General features: G+C 59.9%; 17 protein-coding genes. 12 read left to right on the forward strand and 5 right to left on the reverse strand.

The window, feature by feature from the left end; genetic code table 11:
- Positions 1 to 372 precede the first annotated feature (372 nt).
- The 7 genes from LQE90_RS03615 (at position 373) to rlmH (ending at position 7,862) form a co-directional block, all read left to right on the forward strand.
- A complete protein-coding gene (locus LQE90_RS03615; RefSeq protein ID WP_216530013.1) occupies positions 373 to 3,282 on the forward strand; it encodes a molybdopterin-containing oxidoreductase family protein in 2,910 nt (969 codons plus the stop codon).
- Between the two features lies 1 nt (position 3,283).
- On the forward strand, positions 3,284 to 3,856 hold the full coding sequence (locus LQE90_RS03620) for a 4Fe-4S dicluster domain-containing protein (RefSeq protein WP_216530012.1): 573 nt from the start codon (positions 3,284 to 3,286) through the stop codon (positions 3,854 to 3,856).
- Positions 3,857 to 3,858: 2 nt separating this feature from the next.
- Positions 3,859 to 4,734, forward strand: a complete 876-nt coding sequence (locus LQE90_RS03625; RefSeq protein ID WP_216530011.1) for a dimethyl sulfoxide reductase anchor subunit family protein — start codon at positions 3,859 to 3,861, stop codon at positions 4,732 to 4,734.
- A 188-nt stretch (positions 4,735 to 4,922) separates the two neighbouring features.
- Positions 4,923 to 5,600 (forward strand): TorD/DmsD family molecular chaperone, encoded by a 678-nt coding sequence (locus LQE90_RS03630; RefSeq protein WP_216530010.1) that lies wholly within the window; start codon positions 4,923 to 4,925, stop codon positions 5,598 to 5,600.
- 20 nt (positions 5,601 to 5,620) lie between these two features.
- Positions 5,621 to 6,364 carry a 4Fe-4S dicluster domain-containing protein gene (locus LQE90_RS03635; protein WP_216530009.1) on the forward strand — a complete coding sequence of 248 codons (744 nt, stop codon included), beginning with the start codon at positions 5,621 to 5,623 and terminating at the stop codon, positions 6,362 to 6,364.
- The gene (locus LQE90_RS03640; RefSeq protein WP_216530008.1) at positions 6,361 to 7,266 is read left to right on the forward strand and encodes a 4Fe-4S binding protein; all 906 of its coding nucleotides are present in this window, start codon (positions 6,361 to 6,363) and stop codon (positions 7,264 to 7,266) included. Before LQE90_RS03635 ends, LQE90_RS03640 begins: the two co-directional genes overlap by 4 nt.
- Positions 7,267 to 7,391: 125 nt before the next feature.
- Complete coding sequence (gene rlmH, locus LQE90_RS03645) at positions 7,392 to 7,862, forward strand: 23S rRNA (pseudouridine(1915)-N(3))-methyltransferase RlmH (protein WP_114566392.1); 471 nt, start codon at positions 7,392 to 7,394, stop codon at positions 7,860 to 7,862.
- Here rlmH and LQE90_RS03650 read toward each other — a convergent pair.
- Positions 7,853 to 11,263: a metallopeptidase domain-containing protein gene (locus LQE90_RS03650; RefSeq protein ID WP_216530007.1), complete on the reverse strand. Its 3,411-nt coding sequence runs from the start codon at positions 11,261 to 11,263 to the stop codon at positions 7,853 to 7,855. The two genes, rlmH and LQE90_RS03650, sit on opposite strands and share 10 nt — an antisense overlap.
- Positions 11,264 to 11,421: 158 nt before the next feature.
- Here LQE90_RS03650 and LQE90_RS03655 point away from each other — a divergent pair, with 158 nt between their 5' ends.
- From LQE90_RS03655 to LQE90_RS03670, 4 genes are all read left to right on the forward strand, one after another.
- Positions 11,422 to 12,282, forward strand: a complete 861-nt coding sequence (locus tag LQE90_RS03655; protein ID WP_216530006.1) for an exodeoxyribonuclease III — start codon at positions 11,422 to 11,424, stop codon at positions 12,280 to 12,282.
- Entirely contained in the window at positions 12,275 to 13,453 is a 1,179-nt protein-coding gene (locus tag LQE90_RS03660; protein WP_216530005.1) for an SLC13 family permease, read from the forward strand. Before LQE90_RS03655 ends, LQE90_RS03660 begins: the two co-directional genes overlap by 8 nt.
- Before the next feature lie 32 nt (positions 13,454 to 13,485).
- Complete coding sequence (gene folE, locus LQE90_RS03665) at positions 13,486 to 14,049, forward strand: GTP cyclohydrolase I FolE (RefSeq protein ID WP_114566396.1); 564 nt, start codon at positions 13,486 to 13,488, stop codon at positions 14,047 to 14,049.
- 102 nt (positions 14,050 to 14,151) lie between these two features.
- The gene (locus LQE90_RS03670) at positions 14,152 to 14,421 is read left to right on the forward strand and encodes an ACT domain-containing protein (protein ID WP_216530004.1); all 270 of its coding nucleotides are present in this window, start codon (positions 14,152 to 14,154) and stop codon (positions 14,419 to 14,421) included.
- Between the two features lie 103 nt (positions 14,422 to 14,524).
- Here LQE90_RS03670 and LQE90_RS03675 read toward each other — a convergent pair whose 3' ends face one another.
- The 3 genes from LQE90_RS03675 to LQE90_RS03685 are packed head-to-tail and all read right to left on the reverse strand — an operon-like array spanning position 14,525 to position 17,713.
- Entirely contained in the window at positions 14,525 to 15,556 is a 1,032-nt protein-coding gene (locus LQE90_RS03675; protein WP_181792526.1) for a tyrosine-type recombinase/integrase, read from the reverse strand.
- Entirely contained in the window at positions 15,546 to 16,550 is a 1,005-nt protein-coding gene (locus tag LQE90_RS03680; protein WP_114566399.1) for a tyrosine-type recombinase/integrase, read from the reverse strand. The genes LQE90_RS03675 and LQE90_RS03680 overlap by 11 nt, the downstream gene beginning before the upstream one ends.
- Positions 16,538 to 17,713 (reverse strand): site-specific integrase, encoded by a 1,176-nt coding sequence (locus LQE90_RS03685; RefSeq protein WP_231088186.1) that lies wholly within the window; start codon positions 17,711 to 17,713, stop codon positions 16,538 to 16,540. The genes LQE90_RS03680 and LQE90_RS03685 overlap by 13 nt, the downstream gene beginning before the upstream one ends.
- Positions 17,714 to 18,091: 378 nt before the next feature.
- On the opposite strand from LQE90_RS03685, the gene LQE90_RS03690 reads away from it, so the two are divergent.
- Positions 18,092 to 19,552, forward strand: coding sequence for a CorA family divalent cation transporter (locus tag LQE90_RS03690; protein WP_216529852.1), 1,461 nt, complete (start codon positions 18,092 to 18,094; stop codon positions 19,550 to 19,552).
- 132 nt (positions 19,553 to 19,684) lie between these two features.
- Here LQE90_RS03690 and LQE90_RS03695 read toward each other — a convergent pair whose 3' ends face one another.
- Positions 19,685 to 21,478 carry an FAD-dependent oxidoreductase gene (locus LQE90_RS03695; protein WP_216529851.1) on the reverse strand — a complete coding sequence of 598 codons (1,794 nt, stop codon included), beginning with the start codon at positions 21,476 to 21,478 and terminating at the stop codon, positions 19,685 to 19,687.
- Positions 21,479 to 21,547 lie beyond the last annotated feature (69 nt).

Here is a 21,547-nt window from a genome sequence, read left to right on the forward strand (position 1 = left end):
GTCCTTCTTGTGAGCGTATGGCGGCAGGAGAGACTGTGTGCATTGTTATACAGGGTATACATAACCACAAGAGATGATCCTTCGTCAAGAATCATCTCTCGCGGGGTTGAATTTGTACGCACGTGGGCGGGCGCGTGCTGCCTGGTCGGCCCTCTATACGCTGGCTATTTTATCCTCAAAATAGGAGAATTTAACTTGTTGAACTAATAATTACAGTAAATATAATTAGGTATGCAAGTAAATAGCGGGGATCGAGGGTTCGGGCTTCGGAAGAAGGCGCCCATGCACTGCTTGCTGCGTACCTTGCGCAGGGCGTTCAGAGAAGTCCTTCGGCTCCTGCTAGAAAAGGGAGAAGCGGGAAAAGGAGGAGGAATGGCACTGAAAATGAGCCGCCGCGGCTTCGTGAAAGCTTCGGCAGTTGCGACTGCGTCCACGCTTTTGCTTGGGTCGCAAAGCGGCACCGCCCTCGCGGACAGCGCGCAAGGCGCGTCGGACGCGGCGCGATCCGACGACGTGAAGAAGATCCCCAGCGCCTGCCGGCAGTGTTACGGCCGTTGCGCGCTGTTCGGGCACGTCAAGGATGGCCGCGTGGTGAAGATCGAGGGAAACCCGGACCTGTTCAGCGAGGGAACGCTGTGCTCGCGCGCCTTCGCGATTCCGCAGGAGCTGTACAATCCGCTGCGCGTGCGCTATCCGCAGAAGCGCGTCGGCGAGAAGGGTTCCGGCCAATGGAAGCGCATCACCTGGGAAGAGGCGTACCAGGAAGCGGCCGACCGGTTCACCAAGATCGGCGAAGAATACGGGTGGCACACCATTGCTCACCAGTACGGCACCGGCCGCGACATGCTGCAGTTCCAGGCCATCAACAAACTGTGGCTTGAGCTGGGAAGCACGGCTACGTTCGGCGTGGGCAACCTGTGCTGGGTGGGATCGTACTTCACCAGTCAGCGTTTGTACGGCGATGAGACGCAGTACACCGGATGGGATGGCAACAACACCAACTGCATCCTTATCTGGTGCCGCCAAGAGCGCAGCCGCGGTTACTACGACTGGCTGACCGTCAAACGTGCTCAGGAGCGCGGCGCGAAGGTCATCTGCGTGGATCCGCGTTACACCTGCACGGCCAGCAAGGCCGACCTGTGGCTGCCCATCCGTCCCGGCTCCGATATGGCGCTGGTGCTGGCCTTCATCAACGAGATCATTCACTCGGACAAGTGCGCCACCGATTTCGCGCGCGCGTACACCAATGCACCGTTCTTCATCGACGAAGCGGGCACGGGCTACCAGCTGCGTCAGTCCATGATTCAGGAAGGCGGCTCCGACGAGCTGTATCCTGCTTGGGACGAGGCGCATGACCAGCTGATCTTCTGGAGCGGCGACTGGCAGAACAAGCAGAACCTGGGCGGCCCGAAGGCGTTCCAGTGGCTGGACGCCGAAGGCAACATCGTGCCCGACGCGAAGCCGGCCCTTTCCGGCAGCCGCGAGATCAACGGCAAGACCTATCGTACCAGCTGGGACATTCTGGTCGAGCATGTCACGCCGTGGACCGTCGAGCGCGCCGCCGAGTTTTGCGAACTGCCCGAGGACAAGATTTGGGAAGCCATCAAGATCTACATCGACGCCAGCCCTGCGGCATGCTTCTGCCGTGGCCAGAAGGTGGAGTTCTCCATCAACACGTCCGGCATCTCGCAGGCGTTCACCATCATGATGGCGCTGGCCGGCAACTTCGACACGAAGGGCGGCCAGAACATCGGCCGCGAACCTGCCACCGGTTACGACTCGTTCATGTTCGACGTGGTTCCCAACAGGGAAGGTCGCATGGGCAAGCGTCGCATGGAAACGGCCAGGAACATCAAGAAGCTGTCCGTGTGCCAGAACACCGGCTACCAGCAGATTCTTGTGGCCGACGACGCGACGGGCGAGCTGAAGGAAACCACGCAGAACTCCGGAGGCCAGGTTATTTACGGTCAGCAGGGCGGTTTCGGCGCGGCCACCACGAAGGCTATGGCCAAGGGCGACCCGTTCCAGATCCATGGGTACTGGCAGCAGACGTCCGAGCCTATCCTGTCCATCGAAAGCGGCCACGAGATTGTCGAGGGCTTCAAGAACCTGGACTTCTTCGTGAACGTGGACATCTACATGACGCCTTCGGGCGAGCTTGCCGACATCATCTTGCCGGCCGCTCATCCCAACGAGGTCGATCGCGTGGAGTGGGCGCACTCCGGCCACGGGTATCCCACCAGCCACACGTACCTCATCCGCCAGCCGTTCCATAAGCCGCTCGGCGAATGCAAGGACGACATGGACATTTGCTTCGAGTTCGCCAAGTACATGGACGTGGACATGTACTGGAAGGACAAGTACGAGTTCTTCGATTACATGGTGAAGGGCCCTGAGACGCTGCCTCCGAAACTGAGTTGCGCCAGCTTCGAGGAGTTCCGCGAGCGCATCAGCGTGACCGGCGTCCAGATGACCGACGTGAAGGGCGCGCCGAAGTACGAAACGGGCTTCATGCGCAAAACGAGCGACTTCCGTCCCGGCTTCAACACTATGTTCCGCGGCAACAAGATGGGGTCGGTGTATCGCTTCCCCGGCGCGAAGACGCCGGACGGTAAGGTCATCCCGCCGCATCCGCAATCGGATAACGGCAAGATGGAACTGTGGTCGGAGGACCTGCTGCTGTACGGCAACGGCCCGCTGCCGCTGTACATCGAGCCGCCCATCACGCCGCTGGCTCGACCCGACTTGCTGGACGAGTACCCCTACACCCTGATCACCGGCGGGCGCAGCCATGCGTTCTTCCATACCGAGTATCGCAACAGCCCGTGGTTGCGCGAGGTCCACATGTTCCCGACGATGGACATCAACCCCGTCACGGCCGCCGAGCACGGCATCGAGCAGGACGATTGGGTGTACATCGAAACCTACGTGGACAAGATCAAGCAGCGCGCGAACCTGACCGAGGCCATCAAGCCCGGCACCATCCACGTCGAGCATGACTGGTGGTTCCCCGAGCGCGAAGCCACCGACGACCTGCACGGCGCGTACGACTGCAACTGCAACGTGCTGTTCGAGAACAACGGCCCTTACGATCCGGCCGTGGGCACGGACAACTACGGCGGCCTGTGCAAGGTGTACAAGGCCGAAGACGGCGCTCCTGCGAACATCTGCATGAACGAAGAGGACCTGAAGATATTCCTGCCGCTTTCCGCCGAAACGCTGGCCTCGGACGACCAGGCGAACGGCGTGGCGCAGGTGACGGTGAAGGGAGGTGCGAAGTAGCATGACCCGCAACATTATTTCCATCGATCTGGACAGCTGCATTGGATGCCATTCGTGTGCGGTTGTCTGCAAGCAGGAAAACGGCGTGGGCCTGGGCACGTACTACAACAAGGTGCTGACGGTGGGTCCGTCCGGAACGTACCCTGACCTGGAGATGTACTACCTGCCCGTATCTTGCCAGCATTGCGACAATCCCGAATGCGTCAGCGTGTGCCCCACCGGCGCAAGCTACAAGCGCGAAGACGGCGTGGTGCTGGTGGACCACAGCAAGTGCATCGGCTGCCAGTATTGCGTCATGGCGTGCCCGTACGGCGTGCGCGCATACGACGAAGGGCGCGACAAGGGCGTTATCGAGAAGTGCACCATGTGCGCGCACCTGATCGACAAGGGCGAGCAGCCCGCATGCGTCAAGCATTGCCCCGGCCAGGCTCGTTTGTTCGGCGATTTGGACGATCTCGAGTCCGCGCCGTCCAAGATGCGCGCGTCGAAGAAGACCTACAAGCTGACCGACGTAGGGAACCATCCGGGCGTGGACTACGGCTTGGACAAGTTCTCTTGGAAGGGCGGTGAGTAAGCATGGAGATCCAGTGGCCCCTTTTGATCTTCAGCGTATGCCTGGGCGTTACTTCGGGAGCGTTCGTGTTCCTGGGCGTGGGCGAGCTCAAGGGCAAGTTCAAGGACGTGCGCTTCCTGGGAGCTTTGATCGCGTTCGTCTGCCTTGCGGTCGGCGGCTGCGTGTCGGTGCTGCACATGGGACATCCCGAGCGTGCGACGCATTTGCTGGGCAACCTGGGATCGGGCTTGTCCAAGGAGCTGTTCATCGTCGCCATCATGGGCATCGTTTCCTTTGCCTACCTGATTCTGGCGAAGAAGGACTATCCAGGCGCGAGCAAGGCGCTTGGCGTGGTCGGCGGCGTGTTGGGGTTGGCGCTTCCGGTGGTTGCCGGCATGTCGTACTTGATCGCGGCGCGTCCCGCATGGGGCAGCATCACGCTGCCTCTCATGTACCTGGGTGCGGGTTTGGGCATGGGCATGCTGCTCATGTGCGGGCTGGTGCTGCTGCGCGGCAATGCCGCTGAAGAAGGCGGATTCGCGCTGCGCTTGGCTCTGGCGGGCGTGGCCGTCATGGTCATCACGTCGCTGGCGTACGTGATCTGGATTGCCATGGCGCCCTACCAGGCTCCGTCGCGTTCGATCGAGCGCCTGATCTCGGGCGATCTGGCGTTGCTGTTCTGGGGCGCGGTCGTGGTGATCGGCTTGGTGGTTCCGGCGGTTTTGACGGGCTTGGCCTGCATGAAGGCCACGAAGGGCGACAAGGGGTTGGGCGCAACCGATCCGAAGAAGCTGGCTTGGTGGCTGCTCGCGGCGTTCGCCTGCTCGGGCATGGGAGCTGTGGCGTTGCGCGTCATCATGTACGACTTGGGTACTAGCGTGGAGTCGTTCATTTACTGATGAAGCCGACAAGGCGGCCGGAACGACCTGTTCAGGGTCGTTCCGGCGCCCCGCCTTGGATCGTCGATCGTCCCTCGTGCCGGATCGAGGCCCCCTCCCCCATGCCGCGTTCCGGTACGAAGGACGACCAACGAACGGATGTCGAACCTCCCGGCGTCATGTCGGGCTGCCTTAGAAGGAGAAGCATCATGAGCGAGAATTTGACCAGCGAGCTCACCGAGAACTTGATCGAGTTTTGCGAGAGCCGCAAAAGCGTGTACGCATTGCTGTCACGCTGCTACGAGAAGGAGCTGGATGCTGCATTCGCGAGCGATTTTGCCGCAGCTCCGGCGTTGATCTCGGATGACAAAGCGCTCGCGGAAGGATTCGCTCTTTTGCAGTCCGATCTTTCGAACTGCGGCGAGGATGACCTCGAGCGGTTTGCCGTGTCGTTCAACCGGGTGTTTTTCGGCATGGGCCCGCGTACTGCCCAGAAAGCATTCCCGTACGAATCCGTGTACACCAGCTCGTCGGGCCTTATGATGCAGGACGCATACGCCCAGGTGAGAACTTTGTATCACGCCATGCGCTTTGCGAAAACCCCCGACTTCCCGGAGCCCGAGGACCATCTGGCCGTGGAGTTGGCGTTCATGGCGCGCTTGTGCGACGTGGCGGTGGATGCTTTGCGAGAGGGTGACGCCGCGGCTGCCGAAACCGCCCTGTCCGCTCAGCTGTCGTTCTTGCGCGACCACCTGTTGAACTGGATAGACCGGTTCGTCGTCGATGCGAAGAAGGCCGACGACGGCGGGTTCTACGGGGATTTGGCTGCGTTTACGCAGGCGTATTTGGAGGCCGACGTTGATGCGGTGGCGGAGGTTGTCGAGTAGAGCGTGCGGAGGCGAGAGGGATGACGGAGCAAATTACCCGACGAGGATTCTTGGCGGCCGGCGTTGTGGGCGCGGGTCTTGTGGGGCTGGGGGGATACGGTGCCTTGACGCGGCAGGCCGACGAGGCGTTCGTGCGCCCGCCCGGCGCGCAGTCGTCTTCGGACCTGGTGGCTGCGTGCGATCGCTGCCAGCGATGCCTGCAGGCATGTCCGTATGAGATTGTGACCCCGGTCCCGCTGTCCCAAAGCTTGGTGGCCTACGGCACGCCGATGCTTGCATTCGAGAACGGGTGCTGCGATTTCTGCATGAAGTGCACGGAAGCGTGCCCGACGGGCGCGCTTTCCTTCGGCGGCCCGCGCGAGCGGGATCTGGGCGTTGCCGTGGTGGTGAAGGACGCGTGCGTGGCGTGGGACTGGGCCGGATGCACGGTGTGCGTTGACGAATGCCCGGTCGAAGGCGCGATCGAGCTGGACGGCAACGACCGTCCGCTTGTGCACGCCGACTATTGCGACGGCTGCGGCAAGTGCGAGAAGGTGTGTCCGTCGGCTTCGCTGCGAGCGTACAACGCGGGCGTTGCGGACAAGGGCATCGTAGTGGTTTCGCGCGCCAGCGAAGCGGCTCAGATGACGGGCGCGGTGGATACGGCCACGCTGGAAGCGGGTAAAACCGTTGCCGTGACGCGCGGCGCGGAACTTGCCGCGCATACGAAGGGCGTCCATCCCGACGGCCCGGATAAAACACGCGAGGCGGGAGGGCTTCGATGAAGACGCGCGCGAAGATGGTTCGTATTGCGGTGGCTTCGGGCGTGCTGGTGCTTGCCGTTGCGCTTGCTCATGTGGGGGGCGTTGCGGCTGCGGGCACGCTTTGCGCGCTTTGCCTGGTTGGCTTTGCGCAGATCGCCGCGGCGTCGGGCTCGATTCCTTGGGGGCTTGCGCCCGGCGTGCTGGCCGTGCTGGCAATCGTGTTCCTGATCGGCCGGGCGTTTTGCTCGTGGCTGTGCCCTTCGCAGCTTTTGAAAAACGTGTTCGGCGGCCGTTCGCCTCGCGGCATTCTAGGCCGCAGCGGGAAGGCGGCGAACGGTCGCGCGCTCGAATCGTGCGCGCCGAACGACGATGCCGCGGCGCCTGCGCATGGGGGCTGCGCGTCGTGTGCGGAGGCTTCGGGGCTCGGCCTTAAAACGCAGGGCATCGTGCTGGTCGTGCTGTTGGTCGTGTCGTTTGCCGTCGGGTTCCCGGTGTTTTGCCTCCTGTGTCCGATCGGGCTTGTGTTCGGTACGCTGTGGGCGTTCAATCGCGTGTTCGTGCTGTTGCAGCCGGGCTGGGAGCTGATCGTGTTTCCGCTTATGCTGGTGGCCGAGCTGTTCTTGTTCAAACGCTGGTGCTCGTCCGTGTGTCCGCTGGGATTTTTCTTCGGGCTTGTGGGCAAGCTGCGTGCGAAGCTGGGGTTCGGGGTGCGCCCGGTTGCCGACTGCGCAACCTGCCTATCGCGCGAGGGCTGCCGCACGTGCTCGACGGTGTGCCCCGAGGACATCGACGTCTCGGATTCCGGCAAGACCACGCTCGAGCACTGCACGTTCTGCCTTGATTGCGTGGAAAACTGCCCCACGAAGTCCATCAAGCTAGCCGTGAAGGAATCTGCGGCCGACGCCGATCGATCTTCTCATTAGGTGTGATGCGACTAGTTTTCCGTGCCGCCCGATGCTCGCGCTTTCCGGTATCATGGCTGCATCAAGTGCGATGAAGCTTGCCGCGCGGTAGCCGTGCGGGCAACAAGGAAAGCGAAGGGAAGTCGATGAAGTTCACGATTGTGGCGGTGGGCAAGCTCAAGGAGCGGTTCTGGGCGGACGCCTGCGCCGAGTACCTGAAGCGTTTGCAGCCGTACGCGAAGACAACCGTGAAGGAGATTCCCGATGTTGATCCTGCGCGCGCCGGCGGCGTGGACGCCGCGCGCGAGCGGGAGGGCGCGGCCATCGTGGCGGCGATTCCTCCCAGCTCCCATGTTCTGCTGCTTGCTATCGAGGGCAAGCAGCATTCAAGCGTGTCGCTGTCGAAGCGCATCGATGCGCTGGCGTTGGGGGGCACGAGCGACCTTTCCTTCGTCATCGGCGGATCCGACGGCGTGAGCGCTGCGGTGCGCGAACGCGCGAACGAAACGCTCTCGTTCGGCCCCATCACCTTGCCGCACAACTTGGCGCGCGTGGTGCTGCTCGAGCAGCTGTACCGCGCTCAAAAGATCTCGCGCGGCGAGCCTTATCACAAGTAGCGCGCGTTGCCGGATCGGTCGGATAGCCTCTGTCGCCGCGCGGCCGCCGCTGCGCCGCCAGCGAGCATAGCGAGCGCGCCTACGACAAGCGTTGCCGCTGTTGCCGAATCACCGGTTGGCACCAAGGCTTTCGGGTCTTCGGGTTTCGCTGCGCCGTCCTTGGCCGGAACGTCCGGCGCAACCGGCGGGGTAAGCGGATCGCCCGGCTTCTGAGGATCCACGTCAAGGGGCGTCGTGATGTTGTAGAACAGGAAATCGCCCGGCCATGTGTTTTCGCGCCCGCCTTCGTTTGCGCCGGCGGGCGAGCCTTTAGGCCCGAACAGCGCCATCAGGTCATGGCCTATGTCCAGCCACCCTCCGTCTGCCAGCCAAGCGCCCGTGCACACGGGCGCCGTGGACAAGGAAGCCGTTCGATTCATGGTGGCATCAAGGAATTGAACGGTGCCCCTTATGGCTCCTTGAGCTGGCAAGGGGCCGCGCGCAAGAAGCGCGATGCCGCCGTTCTTCCCAACGCGCATGTGGCTGAAGGCGTCTCCTGTTGCGGCGTCCATGCTGATGTCGGCGCGGGCGATTTCGACGCCCTTGTCGTCGAAGCGGACGAGCAAGCCGTCCTCTCCCTCTGCTTGAGGGTCGTACGGGACCGAAAGCAGCACGTAATAGTCGCCGTTAGCGCGTTGCACGTCAAGGAGCGACCGCCCGACTGCAAGGGGGAGCGTGGCGCTCATGACGTCGGAGGTGCACGCGTTTCCTCCATCGCTTGCGTTTTCGGGGCTGTACGTGCTGTCGGCAAGCTTTCGAGCCAAGTCGGTTCCGGCTACGATGCCCACTTCTTTCAATGCGCCGGTTTCGTTGTCGATGGTTCCGCAGGCGATCGCGTCGCTTCCCGCGAGGGCGGTCACGTCGAACGATGTCCAGCCGTAGCGTGCATCGGTCGTTTTGTCCGCTTGGAGCGTCAGCTTGGTCAAAAGATTGCCGGCTCGCCATCCTTGCGGAGTGTGCCCCGGGTACGTGGACAACATGATGACGCTTTCATCTGCGCTTATGATCCTTGGATGGCTTTCGCCGCCAAGGGAGCACGTTGCTTCCACCACGCCGCGCTCAAGATCTATCCAGTAGCCCTCGCATGATTTCGTTTCGTCGTTCGGCGTGGCTAGGAATGCGCGCTGGTTCGACAGCGGCACCGCGGTTAGGTTCTTCACCACTTCCCCGGCGGGCATGTCGACCCCTTCGACCACGACGGTTTGAAGGTGCTCGGGACTTTGCGGATCGATCGTGTGCAGCTTGAGCTTTCCGTCTGCCACCTGGAAGAACTTCTGAGATCCGTCAGAGGCTGAAAACAGGTTGCTGGCAGCGGTTTGGCTGTCGTGGTATTCCGTTTCGAAATACTGGCCCGACTGCGAGATCGTTGCCATGTGGGCATCGACTTTAAGGGGGATGCGCACTTCGGGGGACAGGACGTCCTCATCGTTTTCCCGTGCGATCACGAACGTGCCCGCGGGAAAAACTATCTCGCATGTCGAGGTCGGCTTCAGATCGGCGGGGTTTACGAAGAACGGCACGGTTATCTTGGTTCCGTCTATTTTGATGTCGTAAAGGGGCGCATGCTCCCCGTCTACGATGAGGGTGGGCTGGGGTGTTGGTCCTAAGGGAAAGCTCGGCGCGCTCGATGCCTCGAACACCAGGTTGTTCGCGTTCGACACCGTGCTGAACGCGGGGGTCAGCGTGAAATCGCTCGGCGCTGCGGGCTTGTCTTCGGAAGAGTACGAAACGGAGAATTTTCCTGCGCCTCCTCCTGTTTCGGTTGCGGTTATGGTCAATCCGGTAAAACCCAGGTTGACGTTCTCGAAGAAGTTGGTTGACGGAAAGCTGCGCGGGGAGACCGTGTCCCCTTCGTATAGCATGCAGCCGTAGCCCGTTCCGTTTACGGCTGAAGAGACAAGCCCGCCGCCGCCGTTGGTGTGGATCTCGTTCATGTCGGGATCGACCAGCTCTATCAGCTGGTTGTACACGGTTCCGTGGCTGTTCGTGTGCGCGTAGTTCTCTCCGTTCGCGGTCAGCTCCCCTTGCACGCGGAACAGGCGGAAGCCCGAGGGCAGCGGCGCCTTTCCCTCGGAAGAGCTGCCGTAGTAGACGCTTTGGTTCCCGGCGAATTGGTCGTATTCAAGCACGTAATACGACGAGAACATGCCTTCGTCCTGGTTCGAGACGACGGCTATCCGGCCGGCCTTCGTCGGATCGTTCGAGGTGAAGGGCTCCAGCGTCTGCTCGACGGTCGCGCTGCTGGGCGCTTGTTCCACAACGGCTTGCCCCTGCTTGACCGTGATGCCTTGCTCGTTGGCGATCACGCGCGTGACGTCTTCGTCGGCTATCCATCCGAGCAGCCATTTGGAAAAGCCGTTGTGGTCGCCTTGGTTGTCCATCATCATGTCGAAGGTGAGAAGCCCCGTTCGAGCATCGGTGCTTCCCTGCTGCGCCGCGTACTGGTAGTAGTCGGGCAGGCCCAGAACGTGCCCGGTTTCATGGATGAGCGTTTGCGCGGCGTGTGCGTCGTTCGACGGCTCGGCCAGCGTGACGGTGTTCCAAAGGCGCACGCGTCCGTTTTCGTACGTTTCGGTCGAGCCGAAGGCGGTGCTTTCGTTGCTCCACCATACCGAGCCCCATCCGGTGTCTTTCCCGGCGAATCGCAGGTACACGGCGTCGATCTTCCCGTCCTCGTTGGCGTCGAAGCGCGTTAGATCCACGCTGTCGTCGAGCGACTTGAGCGCTTCCTCGAACAGGGCCGTTATGTTGGTCGAGTAGTAATCCCGGGGGTGTTGCGCGCGGTACTCGAACGTCTCTCCCGTAAGGGAGAGCTTGCCGTACGACGCCCGGTAATAGTACGCGCTCAAGCTTTCGTAGGGAAACGATGTGGCTCCGGGATTGGCGGCGGCTCCTTCGGACGTAGGCCCGATAAGCGCCTGCAAGGCTTGAGCCGTGTCGCCTGCTTCGAAGGAGTAATCGGGAAACGTGACGTGCAGGGCCAGCACGTGGGCCTTCCCTTGCGTGGCCATGCCGCTTGCCCAAACGCTGGGAACCGATCGCTGGGCAATGCCGTCCTGGGTATTCTGGCGTGCGAGGGCCTGCTGCACAAGCGCGTCGTTCGGCTGGTCGTTTTCGAGGGCTTGTTCGAATGCCAAGCGGTTTTCGAACGAGCCGTCGGCAAGGTAGGCGGCCTTTTGCTCTGCGGTGGGCGTGCACGGGGATTCGCCTGTTTCGTGCGCGAGCGCCCAGCTCGGCGCAAGGAAAAGCGCGCATGTTAGGGCGATGCCCGCGGCAAGCGCGACCGCAATGCCGTGCAGTCGGCGTTGTTCGGGCGTGCGCTCGAGCGGCAGGGCTGTTTCGTGGCGGGCGAAGCGGTCCATGCGGTCCTCTTTTCAAGAAAGAAATCGATAGCCCGTATAGTATCGGTTTGCTCGATCGGGCACCACCTTTGCCGAGCGCGAAGGTTGCATTTTCCTGCGGCAGGCTTCGCGCGCGCTTCCGCTATACTGGACGCGATCAATTCGAGGGAAGGATTCCCATGCGCTTTATATCGTGGAACGTGAACGGCTTGCGGGCCGTGCAGAAAAAGGGCTTCGAGGACATCGTGTCCGAACTCGATGCGGACATTGTGGCTTTGCAGGAAACCAAGCTTCAGGAAGGTCAGGCAACGCTCGATTTGCCGCAGTACCGCGAGTATTGGAGCTATGCGGAAAAGAAGGGCTATTCCGGCACTGCCGTGTTTTCCAAAGAGGTTCCTTCTCGCGTGATTCACGGCATTGGCTCTCCGTATCTGGATACCGAAGGCCGCGTGACGGCGCTCGAGTTTCCCCAGTTCTGGTTCGTTGACGTGTACACGCCCAACGCTCAAAACGAGCTTGCGCGCATCGATCATCGTATGGAATGGGACGATGCGTTCCGGGATTTCTGCAAGGGGCTTGAAGAGGGCGTCTTGCCTGCCGGCGTGCCGGTTGAAAGCCCTGCTCCGGGAGAGGGGCACGTTACCATTTCCGAGCTGCCCTTGACGCAGCCGGGCGATAGCGCCGATCCGAAGCCCGTTGTCGTGTGCGGCGATTTGAACGTTGCGCACCAGGAGATAGACCTGAAGAATCCCGGCCCGAACCGCGGAAAAGCCGGATTCTCCGATGAGGAGCGCGGCAAGTTCGACGAGCTGCTTGCGGCGGGCTTCACCGACACGTTTCGGCATTTGCATCCCGACGTGACGGGCGCGTACTCGTGGTGGAGCTATCGCTTCAAGGCGCGCCAGACGAACGCGGGATGGCGTATCGACTACTTCTTGGTGAGCGATTCCCTTGCGCCGAAGATTACGAGCGCGTGCATATACGACGAGGTGTACGGCAGCGACCACTGCCCGGTCGGGTTGGAATTGGACCTTGCCTGATAGCGCACGCCCTTCCTTGGCGGGGCGCGGTGCTTTGACGTGCGGCTGGGTTCGGGCGTGCGCGTGCGGGGTTGTTCGTCGTATGCGCCGCGAGCCGGTCCTGTGCGTTGCATTTCTGTGCGCCGCGCTTTCCGCGCTGTTCGTTCCGCTTGATGCCGCCTACGCTTCGTACATTGACGCACGGGTGTTGATCTTGCTGTTCTGCTTGATGGCAACGGTTGCAGGCTGCAAGGCAAGCGGCTTGTTCGACATGCTTGCAAAGCTGTTGCTGCAAGGGGACCGATCGTTTCGCGTGGTGTCGTTTACGCTGGTCATGCTTCCGTTTTTCGCATCTATGCTGGTGACCAACGACGTTGCCCTGATCGCGTTCGTTCCGTTTGCCGTGCTGGTGCTGACGCATGCCGGACGCACGCGCTCCTTGGCGTGGGTCGTGGTCTTGCAGGCCGTGGCTGCGAACTTGGGCGGCATGGCCACGCCTGTGGGCAACCCCCAGAACCTGTACCTGTTCCTGCGCTACGACGTGGGGCTTGCTGAATTTCTGGGGCTGCTCGCTCCCTACGTGGCGCTTGCCTTTGCGGCGTTGGCGGCAGCGTCGTTGGCGTCGGGGTCGGGACGCGCTCGCGTGGTCGTGCCCCTTGCGGCGAAGGGCGTCGACGTGCGGCGCGTGGCTTTGCACGGCGCGCTGTTCGCTGCGTGCTTGCTTGCGGTCGCGCGCGTGATGGACGCGTGGCTGCTTTTGGTTGCGGTGGTGGCGGTGCTGCTGCTGTTCGATAGGCCCGCGCTCAAGGCGGTCGATTACGGATTGCTGCTCACGTTCGTGTGCTTTTTCGTGTTCGCAGGCAACATGGGGCGCATCGACGAAGTGCGCGCTGCACTCGAGGGGCTTATGGACCAAAGCGCCTTGGCGGCATCGATTGCGGCGAGCCAGGTTATCAGCAACGTCCCGGCCGCAGTGTTGCTTTCGGAGTTTACCGCCGATTGGCGAAGCCTGCTGCTCGGCGTGGACATCGGCGGGCTGGGAACGCCGGTCGCGTCGTTGGCCAGCCTTATCGCGCTGAGGATATACTTGCATTCCGAAGGGGCTGGCATCGGGCGCTTCCTTGCTACGTTTGCCGTGGTGAATGTAGCATTTCTGGCGTTGCTGCTTGGCTTGTGGGCATGCATGCTATGATGCTGGGACAAAACGACGAAGGAAAGCTTGGTATGGATAGAGCGAAAATAGAACAAGGCGTACGGCTGATTTTGGAGGGCATGGGCGAGGACCCCGATCGCGAGGGCTTGCTCAAGACTCCCGAGCGCGTGGCCAAGATGTACGAAGAGGTATTTTCCGGTTTGACCGAGGATCCCTCCGAACATTTTGAAACCACGTTCGACGAGCACCATGAAGAGATGATCCTGGTTCGGGACATCCCCTTCTATTCCATGTGCGAGCATCACCTGGTTCCGTTTTTCGGCTTGGCCCACGTTGCCTACATTCCCGCCGCCGACGGCCGCATTTGCGGGCTGTCGAAGCTGGCGCGCCTGGTTGACGTGTTCGCCAAGCGCCCTCAGGTGCAGGAGCGCCTTACCTCGCAAATCGCCGACACGCTGATAGAGGAGCTGCATCCTCAGGGCGTCATCGTGGTTTTGGAGGCCGAGCACATGTGCATGAGCATGCGCGGCGTGAAGAAGCCGGGCACGAAAACCATGACGAGCGCCGTTCGCGGTGCGTTTGAAAAGAGCCAAGCTACCAGGGCCGAAGCGCTTTCGCTTATCTTCGCGCGCTAGAGCTGGTGGCGCCGCGCACGTGCTTCATGTGAAACATGGCCGCGCGGTCGGGTATTATGGGTGCGAGCAGATTGTGGATGCAGGCGAGAAAGGGATTACCTTATGAAGTGCGTAGTTTCCGTTTTGGGCAAGGATCGCAGCGGCATCGTTGCAAAGGTTTCGATGGCCCTTGCCGAGTGCGGCGCCAACATCGACGATATCAGCCAGACCATTCTGGACGACATCTTCTCGATGACGATGCTCGTCACGCTTGATACTAAGGTCGCCGATTTCAACACCGTGCAGGAAAAGCTCGAGGCGGTCGGCGAAGACCTGGGCGTGCAGATCATCATTCAGCGAGAAGACGTGTTTCAGTTCATGTATTATGTGTAGCCTTTTGCAAGGCTGCATTATGTGAAGCTGGCGGCGTTTTGCCAGATGAGGCTGAATCTCATCCTATACCAGCTCCACATAATATTTTTCGGCCTCCTGCCGTCTAGACGACTGTTTTGAGAAACTCGATGAAGTCTTCCTCGGCAGGAGGTTTATAATGGGCTTTCGCTAGCACCTTGGCGTTTGCGCGCTCGATGGCCTCCTGCTTGTCTTTATCTAGGACTTGCGCGTAGATTTCGGTTGTCGAAATGAACTCATGGCCGAGCAGATCCCGAATTTTTTCCAAAGGGACGCCTTCTGCGAGCCAGTGGGTGGCACGGCTATGGCGCATCGTATGGGGTGTGATATGCCATGATGGAAACAATTCAGGATGTTCGTTGCGAGCTGTATCCACATATTTGGACAGGATGTAGGCAACTCCTCCTCTGGTCAAGCGTTCGCCCTTTTGGTTTGTGAAGAGTGGATCGCTTGGTACGTAGCTTTTGTCGCGGCGCTTCAGATATTCCCTAAGATGCGAGGTGGTGAGCGCTGAAATCCCCACAATTCGGCTCTTCCTGCCTTTGCCTACGAGGTAGACCGTGCTGCTTTCGGAAGGATTTCGCAGAGCGAGGGAGTTGGTGCTCAAATTGATCAGCTCGCCTACGCGGCAGCCTGAATCGTAGAGAAGCTGCAGTAGGGCTAGATCCCGCAGGCTTCCCTCTGCCGCTTCTTCGAGGATGGCCTTCACCGCCTCGCTCGAAAGGTATTTCAGGTGGCCCTCGCTGCCTTTCTTGGTGTGAATCGACAGGATGCCGCGACACTCTGTCAGCATTTCAGGCTCTTCATATTGAAGGTAGTCAGCGAACGATCTCAGTGCGGCGAGCCGTGCGTTTCGGGTGGCAGTCGAGTTCTCCCTTTCGTCTTCGAGCCAAAGCAAGAAGTCGCCCACCGCCTCAGCGGTAAGGTCATGCAACGTCATTTTATTAGCGGATATGCCTCGCTCGTCTCGCATGTAGACAAGGAAAAGGGAGATGGAATCTCGATACGCCGCGACGGTGTTGGCGCTCCTGCTGCGCTGCTTCGGCATCCACGAGCGCAGGAAAACCGTCACATGTTTCTGGAAGTTCTTGTTGCTTGCCAACTGCCTAGATGGCATCGTAATCCACCTCCGGGAAAATGCTCTCATCGAATGCGGCCATGGTGTTGACGATCCGACGTCGGCTCTCCTCGGTGAGATGGAGGTAGCGCATCGTGTCTTGAACGCTGGAATGCCCCAGGTAGCTTGCGAGCACGGGGAGGAGCGCGTACGGATCTTCACCTCGCTCCGCTGCGGCATCGAGCGCGTGGCAGGCGAACGTGTGGCGCAGGTCATGGACGCGCGGGAGGTCTCCTTTGACGGTAGACAATTTCAAAGTCGCATAGGCTTCTTTAAACACCTTGCGCACTGCTTGCTCCGTATAAGGGACAATGCGTTTTTCCGGGGAGGGAAATATGACGCGGTCAGCCGGCCCTTCGGCAAACCGCATGTTTTCCCAATACCGCGCGAACTCGGCTGCAAGCGACTTGGACATGGGGACGAAGCGGTTCTTCTCCCCCTTCGCGTGCCGAATCGCAAGGACGTCATCACGCATATCGACGTCGCAGGCAGCGAGGTTGAGGGCTTCGCCCAGCCGCAGGCCGCATCCGTAAAGGGTTCGAAACAGCATGGGGACGACGAGATGGCGATCGGGATAGCGCTTGTCATAGGGTATGGCGTCGAATATGCGGGCCAATTCCTGAATTTCGGCATGCGTGAAGATGTAGGGTTGGAAATCCGACGAGCATTTTGGCAGCATGTTGTTGGGGAGGACGTACGCGTCGTACCCGTTGGATTGCAGGAAGAGTCCGAAATTCCTGATCATGCTCGCACGGTTGTGCCTCGTGCCCATGGCTTCTTCTCCGCGGGGCTCGATCCATTGGAGGACGGCTTCGCGGGGAAGGACGCTATCGTCTCCAGCCGGTCTGTATGCCTCCGCCGCTTCTGAAATGCTTCGGAGCATGTAGATCTTCCCTACGTCCACTTTGTAGCCCATGGACCGCTTGTGGTTGACGAAGTCGATGCACAGCTCCGCATTCGGGCCGTTGATTTCGATTCGGTCTATAGACGGCATGGCGGCACCTCCAGGGCGACCGAGCGTAAGCGCTCGATGTCGATATCGAGATAGGGCCGTGCAGAGTCGATCTGCGATTGCCCGAGGACCGAACCGATGATTTTGTAGTCGGTTCCGCCGTCCATCATCGTCGTGGCGAGTGAGTGGCGTATGGCGTGCGATCCGTGGCGGCGGCCTACCACGTCGATTCCGGCTCGAGCGCAAAGTTCGGTGATTTTCGAATAGATAGCGCCGGCGCTGTTATAAGGTCGATATGGCTTTACTTCTGTTAGGAACACCGTGTCGAACCCCGATTCGGGGCGTTCGTTCTTTAAGTAATCTAGCAAAGCCATCTTCACGGGGTGAGTCATTAAAACGATCTGCGTCTCCCCGCTTTTGCTTTGCGCGAAGCGGATCTCGTCGATTGCCCAGTCGATGTCATTGAGCGAAAGGCGTATGACGTCTTTCGCTCGGAACCCATAGGTGACGAACAATAGAACCAGGGCCGTTTTCATCTTCGGGCGGCGAGGGCTTGCGGCTGCGGCATCCAAAAGGCATGCCAGCTCTTCGGCTGTGAACCAAGAAGGCAGTTGGGGAGCGGCTTTTGCGATTCGGCCTGTCAGCGCGTTTTCAGGCGAGTGACCCAGTTCGAGTACGGTGGACCCGTATGCAAGGAAATCACGAAGCCGAGTTACGGTGACGGAAACCGATTTGGGCGCCTGGCTCTCCCTTGCGTCGAGAAGGAAAGCCGTTACGTGCTCCGGCAAAAGCTCTTCGATACATCCGATTTTGCCATCAATGAAATACAGGAATTTTCGCGCGGCGTTCAAGCGGCAGCGCTTCGTGTCTTTCTTGAGCCCCCGCTCGGTAAGATGATCGCGATACCCTTCGACAAGGTAAACAAAGCGGGCCGGGCAAGGATAGCGATAGTCTGCCCTGCAGTAAAACATGCCTATCCGGTCGAACTCGACAAGCCGACGGATGGGTAAACATAAGGAAGAGGGGGCATTGGCGAGCGCGCGTGTTGCTAACTTCTCTGAATACTGGTCGTCGCCCGAATCTTTGGCGAAACGCTCCAGGTACGCCCATCCCTTCACATACCGCTCGATGATGCTTGGAGAGTAGCCTTCGGCCTCCATATAGCGACGAGCTCTGCCGACAATCTCACTTACGGTCTGTCCCATAAACCATCCTTTCACGTTGGGAATAGAGACAGACCTATTGTGGCGATAAATTATGTGAAGTAGTAATGTCCTATAAAGAAACCTTGAACAGCTAAGACTTGCAATCACTAAACATAATATTTACTTCTTGAGCACTTTGCATAAACCGTTTTATGGACAGCTAGTGATAACATGTACAAGATTTAGCTTCGAAGCTAAATAATCGCAGGGCCGATGCCGCTGCGATTGCAAACGTGCCGTCAGAATTTCCTGGCGGCACGTTTCGTTTGGTAACGTCATGGTCTTCGTCGCGGGCTTTCGCATTGCTTGGCTTACAATGTGCTCGCGTACGTGAGCTTCTTTGCCGAGCTTGTCCATCGAGCAAAATGTAGGTGATACATGCATCGCGGAAAAGAGAAAAGCCCTAAAGCGCTGCGCCTTGTGAGCGCGCTCCTTCTTGTCATTGCGTTGTTGGGGCTGGTTAATGCGTTGGTCCTGCTTTTTAACGTCCACGCTATCATCCAAGACCCCGAAAGCGTCAGGCAGTTGTTCGACGGGCAGGCTCTTGATAACGAGATTGTTATCTTGTTCGTGGCGGTAATCGCAGGCATAGGCATAGCGGAATCCTTGCTGCAGATTTTTTCAGCTGCGATGGGTTTTCGCGCCGCGCATGGAAAAGCTCCTGCCGAAACGTGCCAGGTTCTTGGTTTAGGGCTGATTGGCGCCGCGCTGATCTCCTCGTTGGCCACGGGTCTGCTTTCGGGCTTTACGTACCAGCATATTGTTTCGTCTGCGGCTTCCGTGATCTTGCCCGTTCTGTATTACGCGGCGGCTCGTCGTGCCACCGCGGAAACGTTTTGGCAGGGCATCAAAGAAGAGCAAGACCATGAGGACGAAAAGGCCGAAGTCGATTCGGCGGCTTCGCATGCTTTCGAAGCTCCTTGCTCGTACCGACTTGAAGGGCGGCTGGTTCCTGTTGCCGATTCCGACCAGGCGGACGTGTTCATTGTGGGCAGGGATCCCGCCTTGTGCGGCGAGGCGTGTTCGTCTGACGACTTTGCAGAGAATCTCGTGCGCCATTGTCATGCGGACGTGCTGCCGTCGAACGTGAGCGGAACCCTTTTGCTTCCGGTTGACATGCTTCCCGAGGAGGTGAAGAAACACGCCGCGCGCCCCCTTGAGGCTGCATACGTGTTGGACGAGGGGCACTTGGTTTTTGCGACCGAAGACCCGTTGTTTCCCGTGCTGTTCAAGCTGTACGTCGATCGGCAAACGTTTGAAAAGACCAGTTCAGCCGCAGTTCTATTCGAGTTTTTGCGCTATCTCATCGGAAACGACGCAACGTATCTTAACGAAGTTCTCGAGCGCTTGGACAAGCTTGAGGAGAACACGTCCGAAGAGGTCAACGAGATACCGAAAGACTTCGAGGAGTTCGTGATGTCGTTGCGCCGTTCGCTTCGGGAATTGCTGCGCTTCTACAAGCAGTATTCTCACATGGGGCGAACCTTGGCAACGGCACGCAGCTCGGCGCTTACCGAGGATGATCGTGCGCTGTTCACCATACTGGCCGATCAATCTCAACGGCTTGCCGATGACACGCAGGATTTGCTGGACTATGCTCTGCAAATCAAAAACCTGTACCAGGCGAAAATAGACGTACGGCAAAACAAGGTCATGCAGATTCTTACCGTGGTCACATCCATATTCATGCCCTTGACGCTGATAACGGGATGGTACGGCATGAATTTCAAGGTTATGCCCGAACTGGGCTGGAGCATGTCCTACTTCGTCTTGATAGCGGTGGCTATCGTGATCGTGACGGTGGAGATAATCATCTTCAAGCGCAACAAGTGGTTCTAGCGGTTTGAATCGATTGGCTCGGCGGCGTTCTTGTGCAGGCTGCGCGCCCGGCTTGGAGCGGGCGGGGTTGCTGCAAAGCCCCGTCCCCTCCAAGCCGGGCGCGCTTTCGCTTCGGCGGGGCGCGCCCGGAATTTACTTATCGGTCTTGCCGTCCTGGCTCATGATGCCGCCAGCTGCCATGAATCCTCCTACGAATGCAAGTCCCAGATCGGCGTACATGCCGGTGAGGGGCTTGCCGGCGGGGTTGCCCTCGCCCGAAGAACCGCCTGCGGTATGCCATCCTGCGTACAGGCCGGGAATCGGCTTGCCGTCCGTGCTTACCACTTGCATGTGCGGCGTGATGCGCAAGCCGGTTTTCGAGCCGAATACGTGCCCGCCCAGCTTCGCTCCGTAGAACGGGGGCTCGTCTATGGCGATCATCCACTCGGGCGGGTACGGATAGGTTGCGCTGTAATCTTCGCCTTTCGCGCATGCTTCGTTCCATTGCCGTACCGCATCGGTGAGCACGCCTTGCCCGAGTTCAAGCTTTGCTTCCAGCTCTTCTATCGTGTCGCACTTGAAGACGGCTCCCCCGTCGATCATTTGCTGGAATCCGGTGTGCCAGTCGCGCAGCCATTCGGGCACGCGGTCGATGAAGGGGTCGTCGGCTGCCACTATTTTTGCCTTTCGGCAAATAACCTGCCCGAAGAAGTTGTTCTGCACCAGTTGGTCGAATTTCGAATCAAAGCAGCAGTACGTTTTTCCGCCCGGTTGACTCATCTCGATGGCGGCCGTGTCGCACAACCCTGCCGACGACGGAGGGGCGTCGGTGGTGTACGGGTAGCTGGTGGCCGACGTGGATATGAAGGGTACGCGCTGGCCGTCGCGGTTGATGCGCAGCCAGGGCTGCCTCAATGCTTGGTTGCCGTCTTTGTTGATATGGGAGTCCATCATGGTGTCGAACTCGTCGTAGTCGCGCCACCATACGCCTCCGTCGAACGCACCGGTTGAATCGTATCCCGAAAGGTCTGCGCCTACGCCTTGTCCCATGCGGATGCATTCTCCGGTGCCGTTCGGCGGGGTGGCGATGTTCGCTATGCCGGGCAAGCAGGTGGCGGAGTACTTGGCCATCATGGCGCGGTTCATTTCCATGCCGCCAGCCGTCAGCACCACGGCGCGCGTCGCTCGGACAAAGCGCGCCTCTTTCCGCTGCGTCGTCTTGACGCCCAGCACGCTTGTTCCGTCGAAAACGAGCGCGTCAACGTTGCAGCCGACGCGGATGTCGACGCCCGCGTCCCGAGCGGTTTTCTCCAGCTCTTGAAATGGGATGAGGTTGACGTTGATTCCGTTCGTGGGCGTGGACATGCCCTCCCATTCCAGCAGTCCGTTTCCGGCAGGCGAGGGATTCATGGGCACCCACTTTGCGTTTGCCTTTTCGTTCATCCAGTCGATGCACTTCGGTCCTTCGACAGCCATAGCTCGAAGAAGATCGGGATCGCCCGTCATTTGCTGGCAGTCCATGACGAATTCTACGATGTTGTTCACGTCGTAGGGGTACGACGGGTAGGCCCAGTGAGCAGCTTCGGCTTGCTTGTGCCCGCCGAAGTTGGAGAACACCGACGAGTGCTTCGAGTTGCCTCCTGTTTCTTCGTTGCGCTCCAGCATGAGGACGCGATAGCCCGCTTGCGCCAATCGAATGGATGCGTTCATTCCTCCCGCGCCCGATCCCACCACGACGACCTCGGTTTCCTCGTCCCATGTTGAAGGGGGCTCCACCGGGTCGATGGGCGCCGCGGCTGCTTCAAAGTTTGCTTGCGCTCCCGTGCCCGCTGTAGTTGCGGACATGGAGGCGCCGCCCTGCGGCGAGCATCCTGCCAAGCCTGCAAGCGCGCCGGTTCCTCCCAAGATCGCGGCGCCTTTCAGAAAGCTTCTACGGTCAAGTTCCATGGTCGATTCCCCTTTCCCTGCGTTGTTCGGCTCCCCAGCCGAGTTGAAGCACGCCGTCCTATTCGCGGG

It is taken from the genome of Paraeggerthella hominis (assembly GCF_021044775.1).
In the GTDB taxonomy this organism is placed as follows: domain Bacteria; phylum Actinomycetota; class Coriobacteriia; order Coriobacteriales; family Eggerthellaceae; genus Paraeggerthella; species Paraeggerthella hominis.

Excerpts from the sequence above, each read along its gene's own strand:
- LQE90_RS03615 (WP_216530013.1), top strand. The coding sequence starts at position 373 with ATGGCACTGAAAATGAGCCGCCGCGGCTTCGTGAAAGCTTCGGCAGTT.
- LQE90_RS03620 (WP_216530012.1), top strand. The coding sequence starts at position 3,284 with ATGACCCGCAACATTATTTCCATCGATCTGGACAGCTGCATTGGATGC.
- LQE90_RS03625 (WP_216530011.1), top strand. The coding sequence starts at position 3,859 with ATGGAGATCCAGTGGCCCCTTTTGATCTTCAGCGTATGCCTGGGCGTT.
- LQE90_RS03630 (WP_216530010.1), top strand. The coding sequence starts at position 4,923 with ATGAGCGAGAATTTGACCAGCGAGCTCACCGAGAACTTGATCGAGTTT.
- LQE90_RS03635 (WP_216530009.1), top strand. The coding sequence starts at position 5,621 with ATGACGGAGCAAATTACCCGACGAGGATTCTTGGCGGCCGGCGTTGTG.
- LQE90_RS03640 (WP_216530008.1), top strand. The coding sequence starts at position 6,361 with ATGAAGACGCGCGCGAAGATGGTTCGTATTGCGGTGGCTTCGGGCGTG.
- rlmH (WP_114566392.1), top strand. The coding sequence starts at position 7,392 with ATGAAGTTCACGATTGTGGCGGTGGGCAAGCTCAAGGAGCGGTTCTGG.
- LQE90_RS03650 (WP_216530007.1), bottom strand. The coding sequence starts at position 11,263 with ATGGACCGCTTCGCCCGCCACGAAACAGCCCTGCCGCTCGAGCGCACG.
- LQE90_RS03655 (WP_216530006.1), top strand. The coding sequence starts at position 11,422 with ATGCGCTTTATATCGTGGAACGTGAACGGCTTGCGGGCCGTGCAGAAA.
- folE (WP_114566396.1), top strand. The coding sequence starts at position 13,486 with ATGGATAGAGCGAAAATAGAACAAGGCGTACGGCTGATTTTGGAGGGC.
- LQE90_RS03670 (WP_216530004.1), top strand. The coding sequence starts at position 14,152 with ATGAAGTGCGTAGTTTCCGTTTTGGGCAAGGATCGCAGCGGCATCGTT.
- LQE90_RS03675 (WP_181792526.1), bottom strand. The coding sequence starts at position 15,556 with ATGCCATCTAGGCAGTTGGCAAGCAACAAGAACTTCCAGAAACATGTG.
- LQE90_RS03680 (WP_114566399.1), bottom strand. The coding sequence starts at position 16,550 with ATGCCGTCTATAGACCGAATCGAAATCAACGGCCCGAATGCGGAGCTG.
- LQE90_RS03685 (WP_231088186.1), bottom strand. The coding sequence starts at position 17,713 with ATGGGACAGACCGTAAGTGAGATTGTCGGCAGAGCTCGTCGCTATATG.
- LQE90_RS03690 (WP_216529852.1), top strand. The coding sequence starts at position 18,092 with ATGCATCGCGGAAAAGAGAAAAGCCCTAAAGCGCTGCGCCTTGTGAGC.
- LQE90_RS03695 (WP_216529851.1), bottom strand. The coding sequence starts at position 21,478 with ATGGAACTTGACCGTAGAAGCTTTCTGAAAGGCGCCGCGATCTTGGGA.